Origin of the sequence: Streptomyces sp. NBC_00659, assembly GCF_036226925.1 — a bacterium.
In the GTDB taxonomy this organism is placed as follows: domain Bacteria; phylum Actinomycetota; class Actinomycetes; order Streptomycetales; family Streptomycetaceae; genus Streptomyces.
The window spans coordinates 4,864,323-4,889,700 of the sequence record NZ_CP109031.1 but is presented as its reverse complement, the minus strand read 5'-3'; the positions used below and the strand labels follow the sequence as shown (position 1 = coordinate 4,889,700).

26 protein-coding genes are annotated in these 25,378 nt (G+C 68.9%); 12 read left to right on the top strand and 14 right to left on the bottom strand.

Going from position 1 to position 25,378, the window contains the following annotated elements; all coding sequences use genetic code 11:
• Nucleotides 1-73: 73 nt before the first annotated feature.
• Together OG410_RS21190 and OG410_RS21185 are read right to left on the bottom strand one after the other, a co-directional pair.
• Nucleotides 74-526, bottom strand: a complete 453-nt coding sequence (locus tag OG410_RS21190; protein ID WP_329300623.1) for a GNAT family N-acetyltransferase — start codon at nucleotides 524-526, stop codon at nucleotides 74-76.
• Nucleotides 527-535: 9 nt separating this feature from the next.
• Complete coding sequence (locus OG410_RS21185) at nucleotides 536-1,024, bottom strand: MarR family winged helix-turn-helix transcriptional regulator (RefSeq protein WP_329300622.1); 489 nt, start codon at nucleotides 1,022-1,024, stop codon at nucleotides 536-538.
• A gap of 139 nt (nucleotides 1,025-1,163) precedes the next feature.
• Between OG410_RS21185 and OG410_RS21180 the strand changes: the two genes are divergently transcribed.
• A complete protein-coding gene (locus OG410_RS21180) occupies nucleotides 1,164-2,372 on the top strand; it encodes an MFS transporter (protein WP_329300621.1) in 1,209 nt (402 codons plus the stop codon).
• Between the two features lie 97 nt (nucleotides 2,373-2,469).
• Complete coding sequence (locus tag OG410_RS21175; protein ID WP_326786782.1) at nucleotides 2,470-2,892, top strand: GlcG/HbpS family heme-binding protein; 423 nt, start codon at nucleotides 2,470-2,472, stop codon at nucleotides 2,890-2,892.
• 102 nt (nucleotides 2,893-2,994) lie between these two features.
• Here OG410_RS21175 and OG410_RS21170 read toward each other — a convergent pair whose 3' ends face one another.
• Entirely contained in the window at nucleotides 2,995-3,861 is an 867-nt protein-coding gene (locus tag OG410_RS21170) for a GNAT family N-acetyltransferase (RefSeq protein WP_329300620.1), read from the bottom strand.
• A 157-nt stretch (nucleotides 3,862-4,018) separates the two neighbouring features.
• Here OG410_RS21170 and OG410_RS21165 point away from each other — a divergent pair, with 157 nt between their 5' ends.
• Nucleotides 4,019-4,651, top strand: coding sequence for an HAD family hydrolase (locus OG410_RS21165; protein WP_329300619.1), 633 nt, complete (start codon nucleotides 4,019-4,021; stop codon nucleotides 4,649-4,651).
• Nucleotides 4,652-4,686: 35 nt separating this feature from the next.
• On the opposite strand, the gene OG410_RS21160 is transcribed toward OG410_RS21165, so the two are convergent.
• The 5 genes from OG410_RS21160 to OG410_RS21140 form a co-directional block, all read right to left on the bottom strand.
• Nucleotides 4,687-5,169, bottom strand: a complete 483-nt coding sequence (locus OG410_RS21160; RefSeq protein WP_329300618.1) for an NUDIX hydrolase — start codon at nucleotides 5,167-5,169, stop codon at nucleotides 4,687-4,689.
• 93 nt (nucleotides 5,170-5,262) lie between these two features.
• Entirely contained in the window at nucleotides 5,263-6,168 is a 906-nt protein-coding gene (locus OG410_RS21155; RefSeq protein WP_329300617.1) for a LysR family transcriptional regulator, read from the bottom strand.
• A 217-nt stretch (nucleotides 6,169-6,385) separates the two neighbouring features.
• Nucleotides 6,386-7,585: a cystathionine gamma-lyase gene (locus tag OG410_RS21150; RefSeq protein ID WP_329300616.1), complete on the bottom strand. Its 1,200-nt coding sequence runs from the start codon at nucleotides 7,583-7,585 to the stop codon at nucleotides 6,386-6,388.
• Nucleotides 7,582-8,073, bottom strand: coding sequence for a low molecular weight protein-tyrosine-phosphatase (locus OG410_RS21145; RefSeq protein WP_329300615.1), 492 nt, complete (start codon nucleotides 8,071-8,073; stop codon nucleotides 7,582-7,584). The genes OG410_RS21150 and OG410_RS21145 overlap by 4 nt, the downstream gene beginning before the upstream one ends.
• 17 nt (nucleotides 8,074-8,090) lie before the next feature.
• Nucleotides 8,091-8,468: a phage holin family protein gene (locus tag OG410_RS21140; protein ID WP_329300614.1), complete on the bottom strand. Its 378-nt coding sequence runs from the start codon at nucleotides 8,466-8,468 to the stop codon at nucleotides 8,091-8,093.
• Nucleotides 8,469-8,549: 81 nt separating this feature from the next.
• Here OG410_RS21140 and OG410_RS21135 point away from each other — a divergent pair, with 81 nt between their 5' ends.
• The 4 genes from OG410_RS21135 (at nucleotide 8,550) to OG410_RS21120 (ending at nucleotide 11,063) form a co-directional block, all read left to right on the top strand.
• Complete coding sequence (locus OG410_RS21135; RefSeq protein ID WP_329300613.1) at nucleotides 8,550-8,867, top strand: cupin domain-containing protein; 318 nt, start codon at nucleotides 8,550-8,552, stop codon at nucleotides 8,865-8,867.
• A 165-nt stretch (nucleotides 8,868-9,032) separates the two neighbouring features.
• A complete protein-coding gene (locus OG410_RS21130) occupies nucleotides 9,033-9,245 on the top strand; it encodes a DUF5326 family protein (protein WP_326786791.1) in 213 nt (70 codons plus the stop codon).
• Nucleotides 9,246-9,786: 541 nt separating this feature from the next.
• On the top strand, nucleotides 9,787-10,524 hold the full coding sequence (locus tag OG410_RS21125) for an IclR family transcriptional regulator (protein ID WP_329300612.1): 738 nt from the start codon (nucleotides 9,787-9,789) through the stop codon (nucleotides 10,522-10,524).
• 101 nt (nucleotides 10,525-10,625) lie between these two features.
• Nucleotides 10,626-11,063: an SsgA family sporulation/cell division regulator gene (locus tag OG410_RS21120; protein WP_326786792.1), complete on the top strand. Its 438-nt coding sequence runs from the start codon at nucleotides 10,626-10,628 to the stop codon at nucleotides 11,061-11,063.
• Between the two features lie 83 nt (nucleotides 11,064-11,146).
• Here OG410_RS21120 and OG410_RS21115 read toward each other — a convergent pair whose 3' ends face one another.
• Nucleotides 11,147-12,658, bottom strand: a complete 1,512-nt coding sequence (locus tag OG410_RS21115; protein WP_329300611.1) for a YibE/F family protein — start codon at nucleotides 12,656-12,658, stop codon at nucleotides 11,147-11,149.
• A gap of 220 nt (nucleotides 12,659-12,878) precedes the next feature.
• Here OG410_RS21115 and thiC point away from each other — a divergent pair, with 220 nt between their 5' ends.
• Complete coding sequence (gene thiC, locus OG410_RS21110) at nucleotides 12,879-14,699, top strand: phosphomethylpyrimidine synthase ThiC (RefSeq protein ID WP_329300610.1); 1,821 nt, start codon at nucleotides 12,879-12,881, stop codon at nucleotides 14,697-14,699.
• A 57-nt stretch (nucleotides 14,700-14,756) separates the two neighbouring features.
• Here the strand turns inward: thiC and OG410_RS21105 are convergent, their stop codons facing one another.
• Both OG410_RS21105 and OG410_RS21100 read right to left on the bottom strand, forming a co-directional pair.
• A complete protein-coding gene (locus tag OG410_RS21105) occupies nucleotides 14,757-15,152 on the bottom strand; it encodes a VOC family protein (RefSeq protein ID WP_329300609.1) in 396 nt (131 codons plus the stop codon).
• Nucleotides 15,149-15,511 (bottom strand): DUF1801 domain-containing protein, encoded by a 363-nt coding sequence (locus OG410_RS21100; RefSeq protein ID WP_329300608.1) that lies wholly within the window; start codon nucleotides 15,509-15,511, stop codon nucleotides 15,149-15,151. The genes OG410_RS21105 and OG410_RS21100 overlap by 4 nt, the downstream gene beginning before the upstream one ends.
• A 215-nt stretch (nucleotides 15,512-15,726) precedes the next feature.
• Between OG410_RS21100 and OG410_RS21095 the strand changes: the two genes are divergently transcribed.
• Together OG410_RS21095 and OG410_RS21090 are read left to right on the top strand one after the other, a co-directional pair.
• Entirely contained in the window at nucleotides 15,727-16,671 is a 945-nt protein-coding gene (locus OG410_RS21095) for a LysR family transcriptional regulator (protein WP_329300607.1), read from the top strand.
• The gene (locus OG410_RS21090) at nucleotides 16,668-18,134 is read left to right on the top strand and encodes a VWA domain-containing protein (protein ID WP_329300606.1); all 1,467 of its coding nucleotides are present in this window, start codon (nucleotides 16,668-16,670) and stop codon (nucleotides 18,132-18,134) included. The genes OG410_RS21095 and OG410_RS21090 overlap by 4 nt, the downstream gene beginning before the upstream one ends.
• A 276-nt stretch (nucleotides 18,135-18,410) precedes the next feature.
• On the opposite strand, the gene OG410_RS21085 is transcribed toward OG410_RS21090, so the two are convergent.
• From OG410_RS21085 to OG410_RS21075, 3 genes are all read right to left on the bottom strand, one after another.
• Nucleotides 18,411-19,271 (bottom strand): hypothetical protein, encoded by an 861-nt coding sequence (locus OG410_RS21085; RefSeq protein ID WP_329300605.1) that lies wholly within the window; start codon nucleotides 19,269-19,271, stop codon nucleotides 18,411-18,413.
• 180 nt (nucleotides 19,272-19,451) lie between these two features.
• A complete protein-coding gene (locus OG410_RS21080; protein WP_329300604.1) occupies nucleotides 19,452-20,594 on the bottom strand; it encodes a metallophosphoesterase in 1,143 nt (380 codons plus the stop codon).
• A 202-nt stretch (nucleotides 20,595-20,796) separates the two neighbouring features.
• Entirely contained in the window at nucleotides 20,797-21,909 is a 1,113-nt protein-coding gene (locus OG410_RS21075) for a LacI family DNA-binding transcriptional regulator (RefSeq protein ID WP_328670183.1), read from the bottom strand.
• Nucleotides 21,910-22,387: 478 nt separating this feature from the next.
• Between OG410_RS21075 and hisC the strand changes: the two genes are divergently transcribed.
• Both hisC and OG410_RS21065 read left to right on the top strand, forming a co-directional pair.
• On the top strand, nucleotides 22,388-23,464 hold the full coding sequence (gene hisC, locus OG410_RS21070) for a histidinol-phosphate transaminase (RefSeq protein WP_329300603.1): 1,077 nt from the start codon (nucleotides 22,388-22,390) through the stop codon (nucleotides 23,462-23,464).
• Between the two features lie 402 nt (nucleotides 23,465-23,866).
• On the top strand, nucleotides 23,867-25,375 hold the full coding sequence (locus tag OG410_RS21065; protein ID WP_329300602.1) for a cytochrome ubiquinol oxidase subunit I: 1,509 nt from the start codon (nucleotides 23,867-23,869) through the stop codon (nucleotides 25,373-25,375).
• Nucleotides 25,376-25,378 lie beyond the last annotated feature (3 nt).

The following is a 25,378-nucleotide window of genomic DNA, read 5'->3' as shown; positions in this document are numbered from 1 at the left end:
AACAGACCGCCTCGCACCGGTGGGGAACAGCCTTCAACGACGTGGCCGGCGTGCGGCCGTCGGCGGCCTTGCCTCAGAGCGGGAGCTTGAAGCCGACGTGTGAAGCCTTGAAGCCGAGCCGCTCGTAGAAGCGGTGGGCGTCGGTGCGGGAGGCGTCGGATGTCAGCTGGACCAATCGGCAGTCCTGACGGCGGGATTCCGCGACCGCCCACTCGATGAGCTCCGTCCCCAGACCGCTGCCGCGCTCGTCGGCGTGGATGCGTACGGCTTCGATGACCGAGCGCGTGGCCCCTCTGTGGGACAGTCCGGGAATCACGGTGAGCTGCAGGGTGCCGACGACACGGCCGTCGCGGACGGCGACGACCAGGTGCTGGTTCGGGTCCCGGCGCAGACGCTCCAGGGCGTCCAGGTACGGGCTCAGGTCGTCGGGGGATTCCCGTCGGGCACCCAGCGGGTCGTCGGCCAGCATCGCGACGATGACGGGCACGTCATCGACGTCCGCGGCTCGTATCTCAAGATCTGCCATGAGCGCAGCCTACGAGGGCACGCTCATGGGAGGCACAGGGTGCACGGGCATGCTGGCCGACTCCACGGCCCGGACCAGGGGCGCCAGTTCAGGGTTCTTGGCCGCGTCGTCCAGGGCATCGCGCAGGGCGGCGTCATTGGTGGGCCGCGCCTCGGCGAGGAGCTTCAGTCCCGCGTCGCTGACATTCGTGTAGATGCCGCGCCGGTCGGTCGGGCAGAGGTAGCGGGCGAGCAGCCCGCGGTCCTCGAGGCGGGTGACCAGCCGTGTGGTGGCGCTCTGGCTGAGTACGACCGCGTCCGCGACCTGCTTCATCTGGAGATGGCCGCCCACGCCGTCGTGCTGTCGGCTGAGCACGTCGAGCAGGGAGTACTCGCGCACGCTGAGACCGTGCTCGGCCTGCAGAGCTCGCTCGATGTGGGCCTCGATCCTCCCGTGCAGCAGGGAGAGTGCGCACCATCCCTGGGAGAGGGCGGTGAGCGCGGGGTCCGTGGCTGTCATGGCGTTTCCTCCGTCCCGGAGCGGCTGAAACCAGGATAGAGCACAGGCGCAATAGCCCGCTGTTGCATATAACCCGCGTCTGCAACTATTGTGAACGCAGGCAAAGCGCCCATGCAATCTTCTGGAAGGTGCACCCACCATGCCTCTCGCGCTTCTGGCCCTCGCGATCGGGGCCTTCGGAATCGGAACGACCGAGTTCGTGATCATGGGTGTCCTGCCCGAGGTCGCCGGAGACTTCGGGGTCTCCATCCCGACGGCCGGACTGCTGGTGACCGGATACGCCCTGGGGGTGGTCATCGGCGCGCCGATCATGACCGCGCTCGGCACGAAGGTGTCCCGCAAGCGGATGCTCATGGTGCTCATGGGGCTGTTCGTCCTCGGCAATCTGATCTCCGCCGCGGCCCCGGCCTTCTGGCTGATGTTCGCGGGCCGGGTGGTCGCCTCCCTCGCGCACGGTGCCTTCTTCGGCATCGGGTCGGTGGCCGCCGCCGAACTGGTCGCACCCGAGAAGAAGGCTGGCGCCATCGCGATGATGTTCAGCGGGCTCACGATCGCCAATGTCGTCGGCGTCCCCCTGGGCACGCTGATCGGGCAGTCCGCCGGCTGGCGCGTCACCTTCGCGGGAGTCGCCGCGCTCGGCGTCATCGGACTGCTGGGCATCGCCAAGCTGGTCCCGGAGATGCCGAAGCCCGAGGGCGTGCGTCTGCGCCATGAGCTGGCCGCCTTCAAGAACGTCCAGGTCCTGCTGGCGATGGCGATGACCGTGCTCGGATTCGGCGGCGTCTTCGCGGCCGTCACCTACATCGCGCCGATGATGACGCACGTCGCCGGCTTCGCCGACGGATCGGTCACCTGGCTGCTGGTCCTCTTCGGCCTCGGCATGGTCGGCGGGAACCTGATCGGCGGCAGGCTCGCCGACCGCGCGCTGATGCCGATGCTGTACGCCTCTCTGGGCGGCCTCGCCGTCGTGCTCGCCCTCTTCACCGTCACCGCCCACAACAAGATCCTGGCGGCCGTCACGATCGCTCTCATCGGCGCTCTGGGCTTCGCGACCGTGCCCCCTCTCCAGAAGCGCGTTCTCGACCAGGCGCACGGTGCCCCCACCCTGGCCTCGGCCGTGAACATCGGCGCCTTCAACCTCGGCAATGCCCTCGCGGCCTGGCTCGGCGGCGTCGTCATCGCCGCGGGCCTCGGCTACACCGCCCCCAACTGGGTCGGTGCGGTTCTCGCCGCCGGCGCGCTCGTCCTGGCCGTCATCTCGGCCGCTCTGGAACGCCGCACGTCCCGCCCCGGCGTCGTGGTCGCCGGAGGCGTCCCCGCCGAACCGCGGACCGCCGTCCACCACTGACCGACCGGGCCGCCGCAGAATCAGGGCCGTTCCCGCGGCGACTCGATCCAGCACGCACCCGACTCGACACAGAACACCCCCACAAGGAGAGACCCTGATGAGCACCACCACCGCCGTCGCCCCCCTGACCATCGAGGACGCCGAGGTCCTCGTGGCCGCGGCCCGACGCGCCGCCGAAGCCGCCGGTGTCCGGATCAGCGCCACCGTTCTCGACGCGGGCGGCCACCTGCTCGCCTTCCGGCGGGACGACCAGGCCGTGCTGATCTCGGGAGAGACCAGCACACGCAAGGCCTACACGGCACTCCAGCTCGACTCGGCCACCGCCGATCTCGTCGACGCGGTGCAGCCCGGCGGTCTCTTCCACACCCTGCCCACCGCGCTGGACCGTCCCCTGCTGTTCATCGCGGGCGGCGTTCCGGTCCGCCGCGACGGCCGTCTGATCGGCGCGATCGGGGTCGGCGGCGGTATGCCCGACCAGGACCACGGCTTCGCCGTCGCCGCTGTCGAGTCCCTCGTCTGATCCCACCGGCCGCGGCGGTCGTCCGCCGGACGACCCTCCGGATGTGCCGGTCCCCCATGTACAGGGGGACCGGCACTCGGTGTTTCCGGAGCCCTCGGATCTCTAGCCGGCGGCCACGGTCAGCGGCGCGAAGCGGCGGGTCCAGTCACCGGGCAGTTCCGGGATCTTGTGCGTCATGACCGCGTTGAAGCCGACGGAGGCCAGCCCGCGTTCCTTCAGCCAGCTCAGCAGGTCCTCGTGCCGCGTGTCGATGTCGGTGCGCAGGGGACGGTCGGTGTGGGCGGCGAGCGAGCAGACGAGCGCTTTCGCGGTCTTCGTGTCCCGGGCGATCAGAGGGCCCACGACGTGGGTGGTCATGTTGGGCCAGGCAGCCGCATAGCCGACGATCCGGCCGTTCTCCTCGGCCACGCGCAGCTGGTCGGCGAAGGCGGGCAGCCGCGTGATCATGTGGGTGCGGTCGCTGCCGAAGACCTCCTCGTCCAGCCGCAGGACGGGCGCGAGATCCTCTGCCGTGGCCGGGCGGGTGAAGACCTTGGACTCGGAGCCGTCGGGCGCGAAGACTCCACTGACCATCTCAGCCCGGCCGGTGACCTTGAATCCCAGCTCCTCGTAGAGCGGGCGCCCGTACTCGGTGGCGTGCAAGGCCAGCGGGGTCGCGCCCATCTCGTCGACGACGTACCGCATCAGACGTCGGCCGACACCCTGGCGCGCGTATCGCTCGGCAACCAGGACCATGCCGATCGCAGCCAGTTCTGGACGCTCGCGTGGTCCGTAGTCCGTCACCACGCACGCGGTGACGAGACCGCCGGAGGGGTCGTCGATGCCGTAACCGGTCCCCCCGGCGAGCAACAGACCCCACTTGTGCTCCTCACGGGGCCAGCCCCGGTCCTCGGACAAGTCGGCGCAGGCGACGAGGTCGCGGGGCGTCAGACGGCGAATGGGCAGAGCGGTGAGGGAATGAGTCGACACGCAGGTCAGGCTGTCCGAGGTGGGGCTCTGCCGTCCACCGCTTTCCCGGTACTCCTACCGGCTTTTGGTCAAGCTGCGCATCACAGTGGCGCGTGACCGGGGTTTCACGTGAAACCCCCGCCTCTGAAGGCCGGTTGCCCGAGTAGCCTCGACAGACATGGCGAGACTTCATCTCTTCGACCTCGACGGGACGCTGCTCCACGGCAGCACCGCGCCGTTGGAGATCTCCCGGCAACTCGGCCTGCAGGCCGAGACCATCGCGCTCGAAACGGCCATCTCCGAGGGCCGCATAGGCCCTCCGGAGTATGCGGCGCAGGTGCATGCTCTGTGGACGGATCTCACCGAGGCGCATGTGACGGCGGCGTTCGACGGTGCGCCATGGATGTCAGGGATCGAGGACGTCTGGAGGGAGATCCGGCGGAACGGCGACTACTGCGCCGTCGTCTCTCTGTCGCCGTCCTTCTTTGTGGAGCGCCTGCTGTCATGGGGAGCGCACGCGGCTCACGGCTCGCGTTTTCCGGCCGTGCCGTTCGTGGAGCCGTTGGACCCGGCGGGCGTTCTCAGCGCCGCGGCAAAGGTACAGATCGCGGATCTGCTCTGTGCGGAGTTCGGGGTGAGCCGAGCCGACTGCGTCGCGTATGGCGACTCAGGCTCGGACAAGGATCTCTTCGGCGTCGTACCGGTGTCCGTCGCGGTCAACGCGAACCAGCATCTGCGCAGCCTCGCCACGCATTCCTACGTGGGACGGGACCTGGGTGCCGCCTATCAACTGGTCTGCCGCACCGGGTAGCCATGGGCGGTCGGCCCGCGCCGGTGCCTTCCGGGTCAGCCCAGGTCGGGTGCGTGCATGGCGCGTACACCCTCGATGTTTCCGTCGAGATAGTGCCTCAGCGACAGTGGTACGAGGTGGACGGAGGCGATTCCAACCCGGGTGAACGGGACGCGGACGATCTCGTACTCGCCGCTGGGCTCGTCCACCTCGGGACCGTGCCGCAGCGACGGGTCCATGGACTCCAGTCGGCAGACGAAGAAGTGCTGGACCTTCACACCGGTCGCGCCGCCGTCGTCGCCGATGTGCTCGACTGTGTCGACGAAACAGGGCACGACATCGACGATCTTGGCGCCGAGTTCCTCGTGCACCTCACGATGGAGTGCCTCGACGACAGTTGTGTCCTCCGGTTCGACCCCGCCACCCGGTGTGAGCCAGTAGGGATCGACGCCGGGCTTGGTGCGCTTGATCAAGATCAGGTCGTCACCGTCGAGCAGGACGGCACGTGCGGTGCGCTTGACCACGGGTCGGACGGTCATGGGAGAAATGTGGCCCGGCTGGTTCCACGTGAAACATCGTGCGGCCGCGATTCCGCGTGAAAGCCCCGAAGAATCTTCCCGTCCGTGCCGGCCTCAGCTCCAGCCGGAGGCTGCCCGCAGCAGCCATTCGTGCGCTCGGGCGATGTGAGGCATCGCCAGCGTTCCGGTCCGTACGACCAGGAAGTACGTACGCAGCGGGGGAACCGCGGGGTCGAGGAGCGACACGACGTCTCCGCGCTCGATGGCGTCGGAGCAAAGATATTTGGGCAGGACGGCGAGGCCCGCTCCGGCGGAGGCGCAGGCGAGGACCGCTCGGAGATCCGGGACTATCACCGTGCCGGAGGCGGCGGGGCGGCAGTCGAAGACCGAGGCCCAGTAGCGGGCGACGAGCGGCAACGACTCGTGGACCTCGACGATGGGGAAGTCCTCGAGAGCGTGGGCGCCCTTGCGGCGGAGTTTGCCCGGGCCGATCTCGGCGGCCCAGCGCGGAGCGGCGACCAGGACATGCTCTTCGTCGCAGAGCGGAGTCGCGGTGAGAAGCGCACCCCGTGGCTGGGCCGTCGTCATGGCCAGATCGTGATGTCCGGCGGCGAGCCCCTCCATCGTCTCCTCCGCGTTACCGAAGGAGACGCGCAGGGCGAAGCCCTGTCCGTCGTCGCCGGTCAGTTCGGTGAGAGCGGGCAGTGCGCGTTCCGCGGTGAACTCAGGGGGGCCGGCGAGATGCAGCGTGCGAAGGGACGAGTCCTCGTCGAGGCCGGTCTCGGTGATCTCCACGAGGGCATCGAGATGTGGCGCCGCCTTGTGGGCGAGTTCGTCGCCGATGGTCGTGGGCGTCACCCCACGTGCCTGGCGCAGGAACAGGGGCCGCCCCAACTGGCGCTCCAGCGTGCGGATCTGCGATGTGACGGCCGGCTGGGACAGGCCGAGCAGTGCGGCGGCACGAGTGAAGGAACCGGCCCGGTGCACGGTCAGGAACGTGCGCAACAAGGCCAGGTCCATGGTGCATGCCCCTCCCTTTCAGCACCCCGCGCGAGCCCAACTATAAATAAGTCGATAGGTCTCTGTCGCTACTGTGATTGGACACTGACACAGAGTCAACTAGCCTTGTTCGCGCGGTTCTTCGCGCGCAGAACCGGGACGGTCCGAGCCACGAGGGGGGAGGCTCGGACCGTCCGTTGTACGTAGCGGGGGTACCGATCCCGCCGCGACGGACGCCCTACTCCGCAGATGCGTCGAGGGCCCGCAGGATGTCCGCCACGAGGTCCTCGGGATCCTCGGCGCCGGCGGAGAAGCGGATGAAGCCCTCCGGGACGGCGTCGCCGCCCCACCGGCCGCGCCGCTCGGCCGTGGACCGCACCCCGCCGAAACTGGTGGCGTCGTCCACCAGGCGCAGCGCGTCCAGGAAGCGCTCCGCACGCTCGCGCGAGGGCAGCGTGAAGGAGACCACGCATCCGAAACGACGCATCTGCTGCGAGGCGATCTTGTACGAGGGGTCGTCGGGCAGTCCCGGGTAGCGCAGCCCCGTCACCTCCGGACGGTCCCGCAGGACTTCGGCGATCGTCCTCGCGGTCGCGGTCTGCCGGTCGGCCCTCAGCTGGAGCGTGGCGAGCGAGCGGTGGGCCAGCCATGCCTCCATGGGCCCGGGGATGGCTCCGACGACCTTGCGCCAGCGTCGTACGGGAGCCATCAGACCGGCGTCCCTGCCGGTGACGTACCCGAGGAGGATGTCGCCGTGCCCGGTGAGCATCTTGGTGCCGCTGGCCACGGAGAAGTCGGCGCCCAGCTCCAGCGGGCGCTGTCCGAGCGGGGTGGCCAGAGTGTTGTCCACGGCGACGAGCGTGCCCTGCGCGTGGGCGGCGGCGACGAGGCGTCGCAGGTCGCAGACGTCGAGACCCGGGTTGGACGGCGTCTCGATCCACAGCAGCTTCGCGCCGTCCAGGACCTCGAGCTGGGCGTCGCCGGCGGTGGGGGCCGTGCGCACCTCGACGCCGAACGCGGTCAGTTGCTCGCGCACCAGCGGCAGCACCTGGTAGCCGTCGTCGGGCAGGACGACGATGTCGCCGGCCCGCAGCTGCGAGAAGAGCACCGCGGAGACGGCGGCCATGCCGGAGGGGAAGGAGAGCGTTTCGGCGGACTCCTGCCCAGGTGCCTCCAGCTCGCCGATGGCGCGCTCCAGAAGCGTCCAGGTCGGGTTCTCGTCGCGGCCGTAGGTGTAGGGGCCGGTGGGCTCACCCGGCAGATGGAAGTGCGCGGCGAAGACCGGGCCAGGAAGGGTCGGCTCGTACTTGACGGGCTCAGGCAGCCCGGCACGTACCGCCCGCGTGCCGTCGCCCGGCGCCTCCGCCCCCGTGACCGGGCGCTCCCCCGCGGGGCCGGTGCCCTCGTCGTTCGCCGTGACGAAATCCTCTGACGTCATGCCGCTCGTCCCTCCACTTGCTCTCGTACCGCGGCGAGCAGCCCGGGGCTCGCCGCCTCCACCATCTCAAGACATTCCTCGAAGCCGTCCATGTGTCCGTAGTACGGATCAGGGACGTCCAGGTCGTCGCCCGCGGTGGGGTCGTACGAGCGCAGCAGACGGACCTTCCCGGCGTCCTCGGCACTGCTCGCGAGGCGGCGCAGGGCCTTGAGATGGCCCGTGTCGAGGGCGATGACGAGATCGAGACGGGAGAACCACGAAGATTGGAACTGCCGGGCCGCGTGGTCGCTCTCGTAGCCGCCCGCCACCAGCACGGCGACGGTGCGCTCGTCGGCTCCGTCGCCCTCGTGCCAGCCGCCCGTGCCCGCGCTGTCGACCTCGACGAGCTCGTCCAGTCCTGCTCGCTCCACATGGGCACGGAAGACGGACTCGGCCATCGGCGAGCGGCAGATGTTGCCGGTGCAGACGAAGCAGACGCGGTAGGTCATGAGCTCTCTCAGTCCTTTCAGTCGCCGTCGGGAAGCACGACGTTGAGCGCCCAGGAGACGACGGAGATGATCAGGCCGCCCAGGACGGCGGTCCAGAAGCCCTCCACGTGGAAGCTCAGGTCGATTTTGTCGGCGACCCAGGAGGTGAGCAGCAGCATCAAGGCGTTCACCACAAGGGTGACTAGGCCGAGGGTGAGGACGAAGAGCGGAAAGGTCAGTACTTTCACGACCGGCTTGACCAGGAAGTTCACCAGTCCGAAGACCAGCGCGACGATGAGGAGCGTGCCTATCTTCTTGCCCGTGCTGTCGCCCGTCAGGGTGATCTTGTCGAGCAGCCAGACGGCGACGGCCAGGGCCCCCGCGTTGGCGAGCGTCTTGACTACGAAATTCTTCATGTGTCTGATCGTGGCAGAGAGATCGACTGGCCAGAAGAGGCTGTGGAAACAGCCTGCGACGCACAAGAGCGGACGAGGGCGATGAAGGCATTCCGGCTGGATGAACTGGAGGCGGAACGCGCCGCCAACGACGGTGCCTACCTGCAGTTTCTGCGTGAGCGGAACATGTCGGTCGGGTTGTACGCGCTCGACGCGGGCGCCCCCGATCCACAGAAACCGCATGCCCAGGACGAGGTGTACTTCATCGTCAGCGGGCGGGCCTCGATCACCGTCGGCCTGGAGACCACTCAGGTGGCCCGGGGCAGCGTCGTCTACGTGCCCGCCGGGGTCGCCCACAAGTTCCACCACATCACGGAGGATCTGCGGGTCCTGGTGGTGTTCTCTCCGCCCGAGAGCTGACCCCGCGTCTCAGGGTTCCCTAGGGGGACGATCAGGGGAGGACAAGGGATGCGAGGTCACCGCACGGACCCCTCCCCGTCCTAGCATCGGGTGCGAGACATCAGAGAACCCGGAATCAGTGTCCCGGTGTCGGGGCCACGGGCGAGGAGAGGTAAGGACAGGGCGATGCAGGAGATCTTCAGCGGTATGCCGTGGTGGGTGAAGTGGGTCGCGGTGCCGGTCATCGCTCTCGTGGTGTTCGGCGGCCTGATAGCGAGCGTCGTCGGGTTCGTCATCGGCCTGCTCTTCAAGCTGCTCGTCTTCGTCGCGCTGGTCGGCGGGCTCATCTTCATCGTGCGGAAGTTCATGTCGGGTTCCTCCTCGCGCAGCGACTGGTGAGGCGCCGGAGGGCGAGCGACAGGTAACGGCGAAAGGGGAAAGGGAACCCAAGGTTCCCTCGGCAGGGGGAAGTTTCCGGTGAGGCCGCGTATGAGCGGTGACGGCCCGTTAGAGTCCGGAACTCGACGCGGGGCCGACCCCGCGGGCAGCGCACAGCCCTCCCGTGACTCCCCGCACGGGCGGTCCTCCTCGCTCTTCGGAGTGCCCCTTGGCCACGGTTGACACAGCACCCGCACCATCCGTCGCTCCACCCTTCCGGCGACCGGGTACGCCCGCGGCGGCACGCGTTCCGCCGGCCCAGCCGCGTACCTCGCCGGGGGAGCCGTCCCTCTCGCACAGCTCGTCGGCTCCGCCCAGGGGGCCGGCGCAGCCCCGGAATCCGACGGTGGAGGAACCCGCCAGGCGCACCGCGCCGGTGGAAGGGCACACCGGGCCGGCGGCGACTCGCGGTCCAACCCGACCGGCCGCGGGGACGGCACGCCAGGCCCGCGCCCTTTCCGCGGAGCCGGAAGCCGCTCCCCTGGACTCCCACACCACCACGTTGATCGGCTCGGTCCAGCGCGCGATGCGTCTGCTGGAGGCCGTCGCCTCGCGTGAGCAGGGCGCCCCTGCCAAACAGCTCGCCCGGGAGGCGGGGCTGGCGTTGCCGACCGCCTACCACCTGCTGCGCACCCTGGTCCACGAGGGCTATCTGCGCCGTGACAGAGGGCTGTTCTTCCTGGGCGAGGCCGCCGAGCGGCTGAGCAGCAGCGGAGCCCGGCAGAAACGTCGCAGCACAGTGAGGGACACCCTCGCGCGCTGGCGCGACGTGATCGGCGCACCCGTGTACTACGCGGTCTACCGCGACGGTGAGATCGAGGTCATGTGTGTCGCCGACACCCCGGCGAACCCGGCGGTCGAGGAGTGGGCCGACTTCCGCGAGACCGGGCACGCCCATGCGGTCGGCCAGTGTCTGCTGGCCCAGCTGGACGACAAGTCCCGGCGTGAACACCTCGACCGCTACCCGGTGCGGGCGCTCACCCCGTACACGGTGCGTGACGAGGACCGGCTGCTGCGGCGTCTGGAACGGACGGGCCGGATGGAACCGGTGATCGAGCGGCAGGAGTACGCGCTGGGCACGGTCTGCGCCGCGATTCCGGTCACCGTGGGCAGTTCGGCCGCGGTCGTGGCCTTCTCCCTCCCGTCCCATCAGGGCGACCGGCTGATGCCCGTGGCACGGCAGCTGCAGAACGAGGTCGGCCGGCTGCTAGGAACACTCGCCATCTCTATCAGTATCTGAAAACTCACTCCTTGTAATGCGGCATACACGTTGAGCAATATTTCCAGCAGTGTCAGGTGGGACGAATCCTGGCCAGTCGACGGTAAACGACGGGGTAGGCGATGCGTGAGTCGGTGCAGGCAGAGGTCATGATGAGCTTCCTCGTGTCCGAGGAGCTGTCCTTCCGTATTCCTGTCGAGCTGCGATACGAGACCTGTGATCCGTACGCCGTGCGGTTGACCTTCCACTTGCCCGGCGACGCGCCCGTGACCTGGGCGTTCGGGCGGGAACTGCTCGTCGACGGGGTGGGCAGGCCCTGTGGTGACGGCGACGTGCACATCGCTCCGTCCGACCCGGAGGCGTTCGGCGAGGTGCTGATCCGGCTTCAGGTCGGCGGCGATCACGCGCTGTTCCGGTCCGGGGCCGCGCCGCTCGTCGCGTTTCTCGACCGGACGGACAGGCTCGTGCCGCTCGGGCAGGAACGCTCCCTCGAGGGTTTCGACACGTCCCTCGACGCGGTGCTCGACCGCATTCTCACGGAGGAACAGAGCGCGGGCTGAGCGTCGGCGGCCCACGGAGCGGCGTAACGCTTCCTCACAAGGGGCGCCGGTGCAGGATGGTTTCCGCGCTGTCGCGGGACGGCTCAGTGCTTGCGGCGGCGTCCCTTCCCGCTCCGTGCCGGCGTCCTGTCGGCCGCGGGCTGCGCGGGGACGGGCGTGCCGCCTTCACGGTCCGCGGCGACCACCAGCGCGGCCAGCGCGGTCGTCACGGGCACCGCGGCGACCAGACCGATCGATCCGACCAGCGTGCGCACGATCTCCTCGGCGACCAGTTCGCTGTTGGCGACGGTGCCCACGCTGCTCTGGGCGATCGAGAAGAGCAGCAGCAGCGGCAGCGCGGCGCCCGCGTAGGCCAGGACGAGCGTGTTGACGACCGACGCGATGTGGTCACGGCCGATACGGATGCCCGCGCGGTACAGGCCGCGCCAGCCCATCGTCGGGTTCGCCTCGTGCAGTTCCCAGACCGCGGACGTCTGCGTCACCGTCACATCGTCCAGGACACCGAGCGAACCGATGATGACGCCGGCCAGCAGCAGGCCGCTCATGTCGATGGACGGGTACAGACCGTGGATCAGGCCGGTGCTGTCGTCGGTGTTGCCGGTCAGTACGGCCCAGTCGATGAAGACCGAGCCGAGGAGCCCGATCAGCACCAGGGAGAGCAGGGTGCCGACCACCGCCACGGACGTCCGGGCCGACAGACCGTGACACATGTAGAGCGCGATCAGCATGATCGCACTGGACCCGACGACGGCCACGAGCAGCGGGTTCGAGCCCTGCAGGATCGCGGGCAGGATGAAGAAGTTCAGGATCACGAAGCTGATGGCCAGGGCGACCAGGGCCATGATGCCGCGCATCCGGCCGATCACCACGACGACCACCGCGAAGATCACGGCGAGCAGCGTCAGGGGCAGCTTCCGGTTCGCGTCCGTGACCGAGTACTGGAGGTCCCTGGGGGCGGAGGGTTCGTACGCGACGACGACCTTCTCGCTCTGGTGCAACTGCCGTGACTGATCGGGCTGAACGATCTCGGTGAACGTGCGGCCCTTGTCCTTGCCGGTGTCGATGCGGACGGTCGCCTTCTTGCACTCTCCCCCCTCCCCGGACTGAGCGGAGGAACCCCCGGCGGTGGAGGTGCCGCCCGTCGCGGTTCCCGAGGAGGCGTTCACGGACTTGCAGTCCACCTGGTCGATCTTCGTGACCGTCGCCTGCTGGGTCTGCCGGTCGAACCCGACACCGGTGCGCTCGTGGGACGGCGCGCCGCCGGGCCACAGCACCACGAGACCCACCACGACCGCGGCCGCGAAGGGGATCAGTACCGCGGCGATGACCTTGCGCAGTTGCTTGGAGACCGGCGCGGCGGGACCGTGGCTGTGGGAATGCCCGTGTCCGGCGCCCGCAGGCTCGTGGTGCCCGCGGCGGGGACCCGGCCCGTGACCGTCGCCCGAACCGTGATGATCACCGCCCGGTCCATGGCCGTGGCCGTGCTCTTGCTCGTGGCCGTGACCGATGGCGGAGCCATGCCCACGGCCGTCGTCGGAGCCGGGACGGCGCGGTGGCTCGGGCGGGGGGAACGGGTGCTGCCGGGTCGTCGTCACCGGCCGATCATCGCAAGAACGTCAAGGGCCCTCTGTTCACCGCGCCAAACATGACGCTAGCGTGGGGGCACCTTTGCACACGCGGGAGCTCGGAGCACCGGGCTGAGAGGGCGCTGACCTCCGTCTTCGCGATGTTTCACATGAAACATCAGCGATCGGAAGCTGCTGCGTCGACCGCTGAACCTGTTACCGGGTAATGCCGGCGTAGGGAGTAGGTCTCATGACCGACAAGGATGTACGCACGCCTGCCTCCAGTCGGACGGACGGGGTTTCCCCGCCGTCCCCGAACGGCCAGGACGGGCAGTCCATCGGCTGGCACAAGGCATACGTCGGGGGTACTCGCCCCGATCTGCGGGTGCCGGTTCGCCAGGTGCACCTCACCAACGGGCAGTCCGTGACGCTGTACGACACCTCCGGCCCGTACACCGATCCGTCCATCGACACCGATGTGCGCAGGGGGCTGACGCCGCTGCGTGAGAGCTGGATCATCGCCCGCGGAGACACCGAGGAGTACGCGGGCCGCCCCGTCCGTCCCGAGGACGACGGGATCAAGCACACGTCCCCGCGCGGAGGGCTGCGCAATCTCGACGCGGTCTTCCCCGGCCGGCCGCGTCAGCCGCGCCGGGGTCGGGCCGGGCAGGCAGTGACCCAGCTCGCCTACGCGCGGCGTGGTGAGATCACGCCCGAGATGGAGTTCGTGGCGGTCCGTGAGAACGTCGCCCCCGAGGTCGTACGGGAGGAGATCGCCGCGGGCCGAGCGGTGCTGCCCGTGAACGTCAACCATCCGGAGATCGAGCCGATGATCATCGGTAAGCGGTTCCTGGTGAAGGTCAACGCCAACATCGGCAATTCCGCGGTGACTTCCTCCATCGAGGAGGAGGTCGACAAGATGACCTGGGCGACCCGATGGGGCGCTGACACGGTCATGGACCTGTCCACCGGCCGCAACATCCACACCACGCGTGAATGGGTGCTGCGCAACTCTCCCGTCCCCATCGGCACCGTGCCGCTCTATCAGGCGCTGGAGAAGGTCGACGGCCGTGCCGAGGAGCTGACCTGGGAGATCTACAAGGACACCGTCGTCGAGCAGGCCGAGCAAGGCGTGGACTACATGACGGTTCACGCGGGCGTGCGCCTCGCGTACGTGCCACTCACCGCGAACCGCAAGACCGGCATCGTCTCGCGCGGCGGCTCGATCATGGCCGCCTGGTGCCTCGCGCACCACAAGGAGTCGTTCCTGTACGAGAACTTCGAGGAACTCTGCGAGATCCTCGCCGCGTACGACGTCACCTACTCGCTCGGCGACGGGCTGCGGCCGGGGTCCATCGCGGACGCCAACGACGCGGCGCAATTCGCCGAGTTGAGGACGCTCGGGGAACTCAACAGGGTTGCGAAGCGTTTTCAGGTACAGACGATGATCGAAGGCCCGGGACACGTCCCGATGCACAAGATCAAGGAGAACATCGACCTTCAGCAGGAGATCTGTGATGAAGCTCCGTTCTATACCCTCGGTCCGCTGACGACGGACGTCGCGCCGGCGTACGACCACATCACTTCCGGCATCGGTGCCGCGATGATCGCCTGGTGGGGCACGGCCATGCTCTGCTACGTCACGCCCAAGGAGCACTTGGGCCTGCCCGATCGTGACGACGTCAAGACCGGCGTCATCACCTACAAGATCGCCGCCCACGCAGCCGACCTCGCCAAGGGGCACCCAGGTGCGCAGGAATGGGATGACGCGCTCTCCGACGCCCGCTTCGAGTTCCGGTGGGAGGACCAGTTCAACCTGGCTCTCGACCCGGACACGGCGCGGGAGTTCCACGACCAGACGCTGCCGGCCGAGCCCGCCAAGACGGCCCACTTCTGCTCCATGTGCGGGCCGAAGTTCTGCTCGATGAAGATCAGCCAGAACATCAACGAGCGGTTCGGCGGTGACGTGGCCGACGGCGCCTCCGCCGAGGAGATCTCCGAGGGCATGCTTCAGAAGTCCAGGGAGTTCGCCGAGGCGGGCAACCGCGTGTACCTGCCGCTGGCCGACTGAGCCGGATCACGGGGGCGCGGTCCGGGGCGGACACCCGGACCGCCGTCCTCGGCACGGTCACGGTGTGACGTCCTGCGGGTACCAGCGCAGTTCGACGGTGTTGCCGTCCGGGTCCTGGACGTAGACCGAGGTGGCGTTGCCGCGCGCGCCGAAGCGTTTCACGGGCCCCTCGAGCACGGTGAAGGATCCCGACGCGATGACCTGGTCCCAGTCCAGAGGTTCCACGGTGAGGCAGAGGTGGTCGACGTTGGACCCCCCACGGCTATGGGCGATCAGGTCGATGATGGTTTCGGCCGTGACCCTCACCGACGGGAACGGGGCCTGGCCGCGCCGCCATGCGTCGACGCGTACGGGTTCGAGGCCCAGAAGCCCGGTGTAGAAGGCCAGGGACCGTTCGATGTCCTCGACATTGAGGACCAGGTGGTCGAAGGCCTTCACACGCAGGGTGGTCATGTCGTCTCCAGGGCGAGGGCGTGGCGAAGCCACGCGCTGAACAGGGCGGGGTCGATCTCGTCGGCACGGCCGAGCTTCACGGAGGCCATCCGGCGGGCTCCGGCGACCAGCCGGCCCGATGGATCGGCCACGTCCTGGCCGCGCCAGAGGCCGAAGGTGACGTAGGACGTGTAGGCCTTGAGCAGGCAGACCGGGGCCTGCCCCGGCTTGTCCCCGAGGCTCCAGGTGGGATGGCCGTGCCACAGCGCGCCGGAGTCGTCGGGGAGGGCCGAGTCGATGACGTGCCTGGTTCTCTCGCCGATCTCGCGCAGCGGGCTGTCGAGACCGTTCAGGTAGGCGGTGATGTCCGAGGAAGTCATGTGGGTCCCCGTTCGGGAAGGGCGTGATGGGCGTGGTGGAGGTGGTGGCGTGGTGGGTGGAACCGGGCGCGGAGGTGCTGTGCGCTCGGCCGGCCGGGAGCCTTGTCGGCTCTTTCGCGTCCGGGTGGACGCCTTCTACGATCCGCCGCGAGACGGACGCCATCAAGGCATGATCGCTGTACGACCGTTGAGCCAGATTTAATGCCGGGGGTTTCATGCTGGAGCGACTGGAGACCGAGATCTTTCTGACGCTGGCCGAGGAACTGCACTTCGGCCGGACCGCCGCGCGGCTGCTGATCACGACCGGGCGCGTCAGCCAGGTGATCAAGGCACTGGAGCGCAGAGTCGGAGCCTTGCTGTTCGAACGCAACAGCCGTTCCGTCCGGCTCACCGCGATCGGCCGGCAGCTGGCGGACGACCTGGCGCCCCTGGCCGCCGGGATGGAAGCGGCGCTGCGAAGGGCGGCCGACGCCGGCCGGGGCGTCACCGGAGAGCTGCGGGCCGCCTTCCTCGGCGAGTGGACGGCGCCCATGCTTCTCAAGGCGGTCGCCCTGTTCGGTGAGCGTCACCCGGACTGCCGTGTCGACGTGCGGGAGGTTCAGCTCTCCAACTCCCGGGCGAGTCTGATGGACGGTTCGGTCGATGTGCTGCTGGCTTCGTTCCCCTTCGACGGCATGGCCTGCGGACCCGCACTGCTGCGGGAGAGACGGGTCCTGGCCGTCGCGGCAGGTCATCCGCTGGCCGGCGAGGAACGGCTTTCCCTCGAGGTGCTCGCGGACCATCCCGTGGTGCAGTACCCCCAGGTGACCTCGGCGGCGTTCAAACGGGACCGCACACCGGACCACACCCCCTCGGGCAGGCCCGTTCCGAAGGGGCCGGCCGGCGGGTCGTTCTCCGAAATGCTGACCCTGGTAGCGATGGGCCGGGGCGTCCTCCCGGTCGGGGAGCACTCGCGGCAGTACTACCCGAGGCCCGACATCGCCTACGTCCCCCTTCACGACGCGCAGCCGATCGAACGGGGACTGGTGTGGATGGAGGGCAACACCACCGAGCGGCTGCGCGCGTTCGTACGGGCCGCGACGGACGCGGCCGGCTGTTCCCACGCGCGGGCGTATCGGCCGGATCCACTGACGGCTTCTCCAGAGAGACTGGGCGCATGACACCGACATCGATGAGCAAGGGTGCCAACCTTCCCGTTGCCGCGCAGGAGGTGCGGGTCGTACTCGGCTGGTCAGGAGGCCCCGGTGCGCCGGACGCCGATGCCTCGGCCCTGCTGCTCCGGGCGGACGGGCGGGTGCGTGACGACGGTGACTTCGTCTTCTACAACCAGCCGAGGCATGCCTCCGGCGCCGTGCGCCACTCGGGCAAGCGGCGGGAGGGGGACGGGACGACGGACACCGTCGAGGTGGATCTGCGTGCCCTGGAGCCGGAGATCCAGCGCGTGGTCCTGGGCGCCTCCGCCGACGGGGGCACCTTCGGCCAGCTGTCGGGTCTGAGACTGAGGCTGTTCGATGCCGGAACCGGGGAGGAGCTGGCGTTCTTCGAGATGGAGGCGACGACGGAGACGGCGTTCATCGGAGGCGAGCTGTATCTGCGGGGCGGTCAGTGGAAGTTCCGCGCGGTGGGCCAGGGGTACGCTTCCGGGCTCGCGGGCCTGGCCACCGACTTCGGGATCAGCGTGGACGAGGAGCCCGGCACCGCAGGGAGCACGGACGCGAGGAACGCGCCCACCGGAGCCACCGCAGCGGCACCGACACCCTCGCCGGTCTCCGCACCCCCGTCGCCACCGGCACCCCCGACCGCGCCTGTCTCTCCCGCGCCCCAGGCGCCTCCGGCCCCGGTTCCCGGCTCGGCTCCTCGTCTCGTGAAGGGTGAGGAGCGGTTGCCCGTCGACATGCGCAAGCGGCTCTCCCTGCGCAAGGAGCAGGTGGCGGTCAGTCTGCGCAAGCACGGGGCTGTGGGCGTCAAGGCCCGCGTCATCCTGGTCCTGGACGCCTCCGGGTCGATGTCGTTCCTGTACTCCAAGGGCGTCGTGGCCGATGTGGTGGAACGGATGGCCGCGGTGGCGGCCCAGCTGGACGACGACGGGGAGATGCAGGCGTGGACCTTCGCGTCGAACCCGGCCCGACTGCCGGACCTCGCCCTGGGCGATCTGCCGGAGTGGCTGGAGCGCCACGTCCGGGTGGGTGAACTGACCTTGTTCAGAAGGAAGAAGCCGAAGAAGGGCCTGCTGCCGGGACAGGTGGACATGCGGGCGGTCGGCATCCAGAACGAGGAGCAGAAGGTGATCGCCGAGGTCCGGACGTTCGTTCGCGAGCACCCGGCCGCCGATCCCACCCTGGTGCTCTTCTTCTCCGACGGAGGCGTCTACCGCAACAAGGAGATCGAGAAGGAGCTGCGGGAAGCGGTGGACGAGCCGGTCTTCTGGCAGTTCGTCGGACTGGGGCGCTCCAACTACGGCGTTCTGGAGCGGTTCGACACCCTGCCGGGCCGACGCGTCGACAACGTGGGCTTCTTCGCGGTCGACGACATCAGCGACGTACCGGATCCGGAGCTCTACGACCGGCTGCTGTCCGAGTTCCCGTCGTGGACGAAGGAGGCGCGGCGGCTGGGCATCATCTGAGGCGCTCCGAAGGCAGCGCATGACGCCCGCAGGACGCCCCCGGGCTGCCCGGAGGCGGGTGTGGAGGACCGCGGGCGCCGCAGACGTGGGGCCCGCCCGCGCCGCGGCCGTGTACGGGAGGGACGAGCGCTCGCGGCGCGCCGCGCGGGCAGGGCCCTGCCCGCGGCCGTACGGACGCGCCGCGGGCAGCCGGAAAGGGCCGCACCCGCAGCGGTGTACGGGCCCGCGCACCCGCGCGGGCCCTCTCCCGCCAGACCCTGCCGTCGGTCGGCCGGGTCACTCGGGCTGGTGCTCAGGTCCTCCGAAGTCCGGGCTGGTGAAGTCCGGGCTGGAGAAGCTCGGGCGCGAGCCTGCCGCCGGTCCGTCCTCGGGGCTGCTGAACCCCGGCCTGCCGTACCCGAGGTGGGGAATGCGGCTCGGGGCCGGTGCGGGGCGGCTCAGTGCCGCCGAGCCCGGGTCCGCGAGGGCTTCCCGCAGGAACGGCATGATGCCGCGCTCCAGCAGGGCATCACGCCAGGCCTCCTTGGCCCGGGTGACCTGTCCGGTCAGCTCGTGGCCCGCTTCGGCCTGGAGGGAGGACGAACTGTTGCGCAGGGCGGTCAGCAGCAGTCCGGCCGCGGCGACCAGAATGGCGGCCGCCGTGATCGCGCCGAAGACCCATCCCGTGGTCAGGAGGGTTCGGGCGACGGTCGGCTCGGGATCGAGCATCTTCAGGACGTAGCCCACGAGCAGAAAGATCACCGCTGCCGTCCCGGCGAGGACGGGGGCGAGCACCGCGACGACGGCGACCGCGCCTGCTCCGGCGGTCTCGGTGACCTCCCCCACGGTGGCGGCGAGCCCCAACACGGTCGTGCCCGGCTCCGTGGAGCCGGTTTCCTCGCTCACGACAGCGGACCGCACCGGTCGGCGCAGTTCGCTGCGGATCTTCACATAGTGCGCGTACTCGTCCGACGCGGCCGTCGTGATGAGGGCTGTGGCGTTGAGCGCCATGGTGCGCAGTTGTTCGAGGTTGAGCCGCTGGCCGACAGCGGCGAGTTCCGGGCGGTGTGGTGCGGAGCGCAGCGCCTCATCGAGGATCCGCTCGTATTCCTGGCGGTCCTCGCTCAGCAGGTGCTGCGGAACGCTGTTCATCTGCATCCCCCGATGCTCCGTAGGGCTGGTGGCTCGCACGCTGACGAGCCGTTGGGCAGAAACGGAGGGGAGCCTGCTACGGATAAGCCGATGGTAGAGCGGTGACGGCACGCCGTGACAGGGGGTTTCCAGAAATTGGCCCCTGTCCGCAGCGGTCCGCCCGCCGGACGCCTGCCCGGTGAACGCTCAGATATCCAGGGGAAGTTGCTGGACCAGCAGCTTTCCGGCCATGGTCACTCCACCGTCCATCGCGATGGCCAGACCGTCGGCGTAGACGTGCGGTCCTTCGATCACGGGACCCGCTCCGGCCTCGCCGTCCTCCGGGCCCACCTCGCCCAGGAGATACGGAATAGGGCTGTGACCGTGGACGATGCGTGTGCCGCCGTACAGGTCGAGCAGTTCGTGGACCGCGTCGGCGCCGTCGTCGCGGAAGGCGAAGCGCCGGGTGAACTTGCGGAACAGGTCCCAGCAGTCCTCGGCGTCGTTGCGGGTGAGGGTTTCGCGGACGGTGTCGTTGACCGCTTCGATGGAGTCGCCGTAGTCGAGGTAGGCGGTGGTGTCGGAGTGCACCAGAAGGTGTCCGTCGACCAGCTCCATGGCGTCGAGGCGGGCCATCCACTGCAGATGGTGGTCCTGGAGGCGGTCCATGTCCGTCTTCTGGCCGCCGTTGAGCAGCCAGGCGGCCTGGAAGGTGGCGGTGCCGGCGCCGGAGCTGACCGGGGTGTCGCCGAACCGCTTGGCACCGAGCAGCAGCAGCTCGTGGTTGCCCATGAGCGCCTTGCAGTAGCCGCCGGCTGCGGCCGCCTCGGCGGACAGCCGCATCACGAGGTCGATCACGCCGATGCCGTCCGGGCCGCGGTCGGTGAAGTCGCCGAGGAACCACAGGCGCGAGGTGCCGGCCGACCAGTTCCCGGCGGCGTCGACGAGACCCTTGGCCTGGAGCGCGGCGACGAGCTGGTCGAGGTAGCCGTGCACGTCCCCGACGACGTACAGCGGGCCGGGTCCGGCGCCGGGCGCCGGGGCGGGCGCGCCCGAGGCGTCGACGGCGACCTGCAGGGTGTCGCCGCGGTTGATGACCGGCAGATCGCGCTGCGTGGGCGTGTACCCCTCGGAGAACCCCTCCGGGAACTCCGCCGGAGACTTCCCGGACGCGTAGGGGGAGGGTTCTCCCGACGCGTACCGCGTGCTCTCCCCGACGGGTCCGGCGCCCTCGCCATGAGGCGTGTTCTGCGCATACGGACCGGTCTCGTGGACGTACCCCGGTACCCGGAAGTCGCGCAACGTCGCCGTCCGCACCACCTCGGGTCCCTGACCGGCCCCCTGAGTCATCGACCCCTCCACCACCATCGCGCCGCATCTGCACCGGTTCGGACTGCCTGGTCGCAGCGGCCCGCGGTGTCGTCCGCCCATCATAGGAATGCGGATCGCGCCATGTGATGACCCAGGGGTGGTGAATCGGAACAGGACCCCAGTTCACCGCGGTTTTCGCCCGAATTGGGCGGGGCTCGCCCCGCCCTTGCCTGATCGGGCCTCAGCCCTGTTCGGGTGATCGGGGCGGACTGACGGTCGTCCGGGGCGAACGGCGCTGCGACGAGGTCCGCACGATCAGCTCTGTCGGTATCACCTGCTCGACCGGTTGGTCCGATTCGACCCCTTCGATGGCGTCGATCAGCAGCTGGACGACGGCCGTGCCGATTCTGCGCGGTTTGAGGGAGAGGGTCGTGACGGGCGGCTCGGTGCTGGCGTAGACGTTCGACTCGCTGCAGCACACCAGCAGCAGGTCGTCGGGTACGCGCAGACCGTAGCGGCGGGCGGCGGCCAGCAGGTCGGTGCCGTTCGGGTCGAAGAGGCCGTAGACGGCGTCAGGGCGGTCGGGCCGGGCGAGGAGCCGGTCGGCCGCCACCGCTCCCGCGCATGGATCGTGCGCGGGATAGGCCTCGTACACCGGATCCTGGCGCACGCGCTCGCACCAGCGCAGGTATGCGGTGGTGGAGAGGTGGGTGTACGTGTCCGTGGTGGTGCCGGTGAGGAGGCCGATGCGGCGGGCGCCGGCGTCGGCCAGGTGGTCGAGGATGCCGAGGACGGCGGCCTCGTGGTCGTTGTCCACCCAGGCGGTGACCGGGAGCGACCCCGCGGGCCGGCCGTCGGAGACGACGGGCAGCCCCTGGCGGACCAGCTCGCTGACGACCGGATCCTGGTCGGACGGGTCGATGACCACGGTTCCGTCCAGGGCGACGTTCGACCACACGTCGTGGCGGGAGGTCGCGGGGAGGATGACCAGGGCGTATCCCCGGGCGAGCGCGGCCGAGGTGGCGGCTCTGGCCATCTCGGCGAAGTAGGCGAACTCGGTGAAGGTGAAAGGTTCATCCCCGTACGTGGTGACGGTCAGGCCGATCAGGCCGGACTTGCCGGTACGGAGGGTTCGGGCCGCGGCCGAGGGGCGATAGCCCAGCCGGTCGGCGACTTCGCGGACATGGCGTCGGGTGGCGTCCGGGAGCCGCCCCTTGCCGTTGAGGGCATCGGACACGGTTGTGATGGAGACCCCTGCTGCCGCGGCCACGTCTCTGATGCCCGCCCGGCCCGGCCGACCGCCTCGGCGGGAGGTCTCCGCCCGGCTCACCTGGTGCTTCCCTGCTGCTGTCATGGCGAGCCGATAGTAGGGCTCATGCGGTGGGGTAGTGCGGACGCATATGCGCGCGTTGACAGGCACGTTTCTGCATGATCGACAGCGTCTAACTCCCTTTGAAGTGAAGGTAGTTGACCGATCTCATCCCAATACGTGACTTGTCCGTGCGTGCAGACCTGCCAAGCGGGCCATGTTTCGAAGAGGTCTCAACTCACCTGTACGAGGGATGCGCGCCACGGCGTGAGCCACCGGCGCATGTGATAGCCGCCGACGCGCCCCCTTTCGTACGACTTCGTACGGGGACGGCCGTCGGGCCGTGCGACGGCGACGGCCCGGGACCGGTGCCGCCGGCGGGCGTGGATGATCACCCGGCCGGGCACGGGGTGGTGTCAGGTTGTCCACAGGCCATTCGCAGCGGCGCGGAATCCTCATAAGGTGAGAAGTATTAGGAGCCGGTGGTGGTCATGAGCCGCTGGTGGTCACGAGGAGGACTGCGGTGAGCGACACGAACCCCAAGCTGCGTGCCGAGCTGGCGGGTATCCCCACCTACAAGCCCGGCAAGCCCGCCGCCGTCGGCGCCGTGGCGTACAAGCTGTCCTCCAACGAGAACCCGTACCCACCGCTGCCCGGCGTGGTCGAGAGCCTGACCGCGGCGACCGGTTCGTTCAACCGCTACCCGGACATGGCGTGCACGGGGCTGGTCAACGAGCTGGCGGACCGTTTCGGCGTCCCTGTCTCCCACGTGGCGACGGGCACCGGCTCGGTCGGCGTGGCGCAGTCGCTGCTGCAGGCCACGAGCGGTCCCGGTGACGAGGTCATCTACGCCTGGCGGTCCTTCGAGGCGTACCCGATCATCACGCAGATCAGCGGGGCGACCTCGGTGCAGGTGCCGCTGACCCCGGGCGAGGTGCACGACCTGGACGCGATGGCCGACGCCGTCACCGACCGGACGCGGCTGATTTTCCTCTGCAATCCGAACAACCCGACCGGCACCGTGGTCCGCCGGGCCGAGCTGGAGCGGTTCCTGGACCGGGTGCCGAGCGATGTGCTGGTCGTGCTGGACGAGGCGTACCGCGAGTTCATCCGTGACGCCGAGGTGCCGGACGGGGTGGAGATCTACCGTGACCGGCCCAACGTCTGTGTGCTGCGCACCTTCTCCAAGGCGTACGGGCTGGCCGGTCTCCGGGTCGGCTTCGCCATCGCTCACGAGCCGGTGGCGGCCGCGCTGCGCAAGACGGCCGTGCCGTTCGGCGTGAGCCAGCTGGCCCAGGACGCCGCGGTGGCGAGCCTGCGGGCCGAGGACGAACTGCTCGGCCGGGTCGGCTCCCTGGTCTCCGAGCGCACCCGGGTGGTCGACACGCTGCGCGGTCAGGGCTGGACGGTGCCCGAGACGCAGGCCAACTTCGTCTGGCTGCGACTGGGGGAGCGCACCCTCGACTTCGCCGCGCACTGCGAGCAGGCCGGTGTCGTCGTGCGTCCCTTCGCGGGCGAGGGCGTCCGCGTCACCATCGGTGAGACCGAGGGGAACGACATCTTCTTGAAGGCGACCGAGAGCTTCCCCAAGGGGATGTAGTCGCCCGGCGGACCAACTGTCCACAGGGACAGGCTTGGCCTCACTCGTGAGGCATCGCCGGAGAGTCCGGAGAGAGGCCCGTACGCGTCGACCGTGTACGGGCCTCTCGGCGTACGCGGTGCAGACGGGAGGAGGGCGGAGGCCGGCGTTGGCGGGCGGGTTCGGGCGTCACTCGTGCATCCCGGGCTGTCCGGTTCCTCCGGGCCGGGGTCCCTCGGGTCCGGGTCGGGGCCCTTCGGTCCCAGTTAGGGACCCCCCGCCCCTCCTCCCTCGAACGGGCATGCGTCATAATTGCTTGTGAATGTGAACGCGTTCACAAGCGTGTCCTGTTGATCCCGTGATGTCTGCTACGAAGCGGGCAAACTGCCGCTGTGACCACGGCGACGTAAGGAGACTGACGACGTGGAATTGGCTTTGGCGCCAGAGACCATGGCGCGATGGCAGTTCGGAATTATCACCGTCTACCACTTCTTCTTCGTACCCCTGACGATCTCGCTCGCCGCGCTCGTCGCCGGCCTGCAGACCGCCTGGGTGCGTACGGAGAATCAGAAGTACCTCAAAGCCACGAAGTTCTGGGGCAAGCTCTTCCTGATCAACATCGCGATGGGCGTCGTCACCGGCATCGTCCAGGAATTCCAGTTCGGCATGAACTGGTCCGCCTACTCACGCTTCGTCGGGGACATCTTCGGTGCGCCGCTCGCCTTCGAGGCCCTGATCGCCTTCTTCTTCGAGTCCACCTTCATCGGGCTGTGGATCTTCGGCTGGGACAGGCTCCCGAAGAAGCTCCACCTCGCCTGCATCTGGATGGTCTCCATCGGCACGATCCTGTCGGCGTACTTCATCCTCGCGGCCAACTCGTGGATGCAGCACCCCGTGGGCTACCGGATCAACAAGGCGAAGGGCCGCGCCGAACTCACCGACTTCTGGCACGTGCTGACCCAGAACACCGCGCTGGCCCAGGCGTTCCACACCCTCACTGCGGCCTTCCTGACGGGCGGCGCCTTCATGGTGGGCATCGCCGCGATCCACCTGGCCCGCAAGCGGCACGTCGCTGTCATGAAAACCTCTCTGCGGCTCGGCCTCATCACCGTCGTCATCGCCGGTCTGCTCACGGCGATCAGCGGCGACACCCTCGGCAAGATCATGTTCAAGCAGCAGCCGATGAAGATGGCCGCCGCCGAGGCGCTGTGGGACGGTCAGGACTCCGCACCGTTCTCGATCTTCGCCTACGGAGACGTCAGCAAGGGCCACAACACCGTCGAGCTGTCCATCCCGGGGATACTGTCGTTCCTCGCCGACGACAACTTCAACTCGTACGTCCCCGGCATCAACGACACGAACAAGGCCGAGCAGGAGAAGTACGGTCCCGGCGACTACCGCCCCATCATCCCGGTCACCTTCTGGGCCTTTCGCTGGATGATCGGCTTCGGCATGGCGTCCTTCGTGATCGGTATCGTCGGACTCTGGCTGACCCGCAAGAAGTTCATGCTGCCCCAGCACCTGAGGGTCGGCGAGGACGAGGCACCGCATCTGGTTCTGTTCAAGAACAAGGCGCTCGGCCCGAAGCTCACCAAGTGGGGCTGGCGCATCGCCATCTGGACCTTGGCGTTCCCGCTGATCGCCAACTCCTGGGGCTGGATCTTCACCGAGATGGGCCGTCAGCCGTGGGTCGTGTACGGCGTTCTGCAGACCCGGTTCGGTGTCTCCCCCACCGTCTCGCAGGGCGAGGTCATCACGTCGCTGACCGTCTACTCCCTGATCTACGCGATCCTCGCCATCATCGAGGTCAAGCTGCTCGCGAAGTACGTCAAGGCGGGGCCGCCCGAGCTCACCGAGTCCGACCTCAACCCGCCCACCAGGATCGGCGGCGACTCCAGTGACGCCGACAAGCCGATGGCCTTCTCCTACTAGGCT

Coding starts and splice junctions, on each gene's coding strand:
- OG410_RS21190 (WP_329300623.1), bottom strand. CDS start 526: ATGGCAGATCTTGAGATACGAGCCGCGGACGTCGATGACGTGCCCGTC.
- OG410_RS21185 (WP_329300622.1), bottom strand. CDS start 1,024: ATGACAGCCACGGACCCCGCGCTCACCGCCCTCTCCCAGGGATGGTGC.
- OG410_RS21180 (WP_329300621.1), top strand. CDS start 1,164: ATGCCTCTCGCGCTTCTGGCCCTCGCGATCGGGGCCTTCGGAATCGGA.
- OG410_RS21175 (WP_326786782.1), top strand. CDS start 2,470: ATGAGCACCACCACCGCCGTCGCCCCCCTGACCATCGAGGACGCCGAG.
- OG410_RS21165 (WP_329300619.1), top strand. CDS start 4,019: ATGGCGAGACTTCATCTCTTCGACCTCGACGGGACGCTGCTCCACGGC.
- OG410_RS21160 (WP_329300618.1), bottom strand. CDS start 5,169: ATGACCGTCCGACCCGTGGTCAAGCGCACCGCACGTGCCGTCCTGCTC.
- OG410_RS21155 (WP_329300617.1), bottom strand. CDS start 6,168: ATGGACCTGGCCTTGTTGCGCACGTTCCTGACCGTGCACCGGGCCGGT.
- OG410_RS21150 (WP_329300616.1), bottom strand. CDS start 7,585: ATGACGTCAGAGGATTTCGTCACGGCGAACGACGAGGGCACCGGCCCC.
- OG410_RS21145 (WP_329300615.1), bottom strand. CDS start 8,073: ATGACCTACCGCGTCTGCTTCGTCTGCACCGGCAACATCTGCCGCTCG.
- OG410_RS21140 (WP_329300614.1), bottom strand. CDS start 8,468: ATGAAGAATTTCGTAGTCAAGACGCTCGCCAACGCGGGGGCCCTGGCC.
- OG410_RS21135 (WP_329300613.1), top strand. CDS start 8,550: ATGAAGGCATTCCGGCTGGATGAACTGGAGGCGGAACGCGCCGCCAAC.
- OG410_RS21130 (WP_326786791.1), top strand. CDS start 9,033: ATGCAGGAGATCTTCAGCGGTATGCCGTGGTGGGTGAAGTGGGTCGCG.
- OG410_RS21120 (WP_326786792.1), top strand. CDS start 10,626: ATGCGTGAGTCGGTGCAGGCAGAGGTCATGATGAGCTTCCTCGTGTCC.
- thiC (WP_329300610.1), top strand. CDS start 12,879: ATGACCGACAAGGATGTACGCACGCCTGCCTCCAGTCGGACGGACGGG.
- OG410_RS21105 (WP_329300609.1), bottom strand. CDS start 15,152: ATGACCACCCTGCGTGTGAAGGCCTTCGACCACCTGGTCCTCAATGTC.
- OG410_RS21100 (WP_329300608.1), bottom strand. CDS start 15,511: ATGACTTCCTCGGACATCACCGCCTACCTGAACGGTCTCGACAGCCCG.
- OG410_RS21095 (WP_329300607.1), top strand. CDS start 15,727: ATGCTGGAGCGACTGGAGACCGAGATCTTTCTGACGCTGGCCGAGGAA.
- OG410_RS21090 (WP_329300606.1), top strand. CDS start 16,668: ATGACACCGACATCGATGAGCAAGGGTGCCAACCTTCCCGTTGCCGCG.
- OG410_RS21085 (WP_329300605.1), bottom strand. CDS start 19,271: ATGCAGATGAACAGCGTTCCGCAGCACCTGCTGAGCGAGGACCGCCAG.
- OG410_RS21080 (WP_329300604.1), bottom strand. CDS start 20,594: ATGACTCAGGGGGCCGGTCAGGGACCCGAGGTGGTGCGGACGGCGACG.
- OG410_RS21075 (WP_328670183.1), bottom strand. CDS start 21,909: ATGACAGCAGCAGGGAAGCACCAGGTGAGCCGGGCGGAGACCTCCCGC.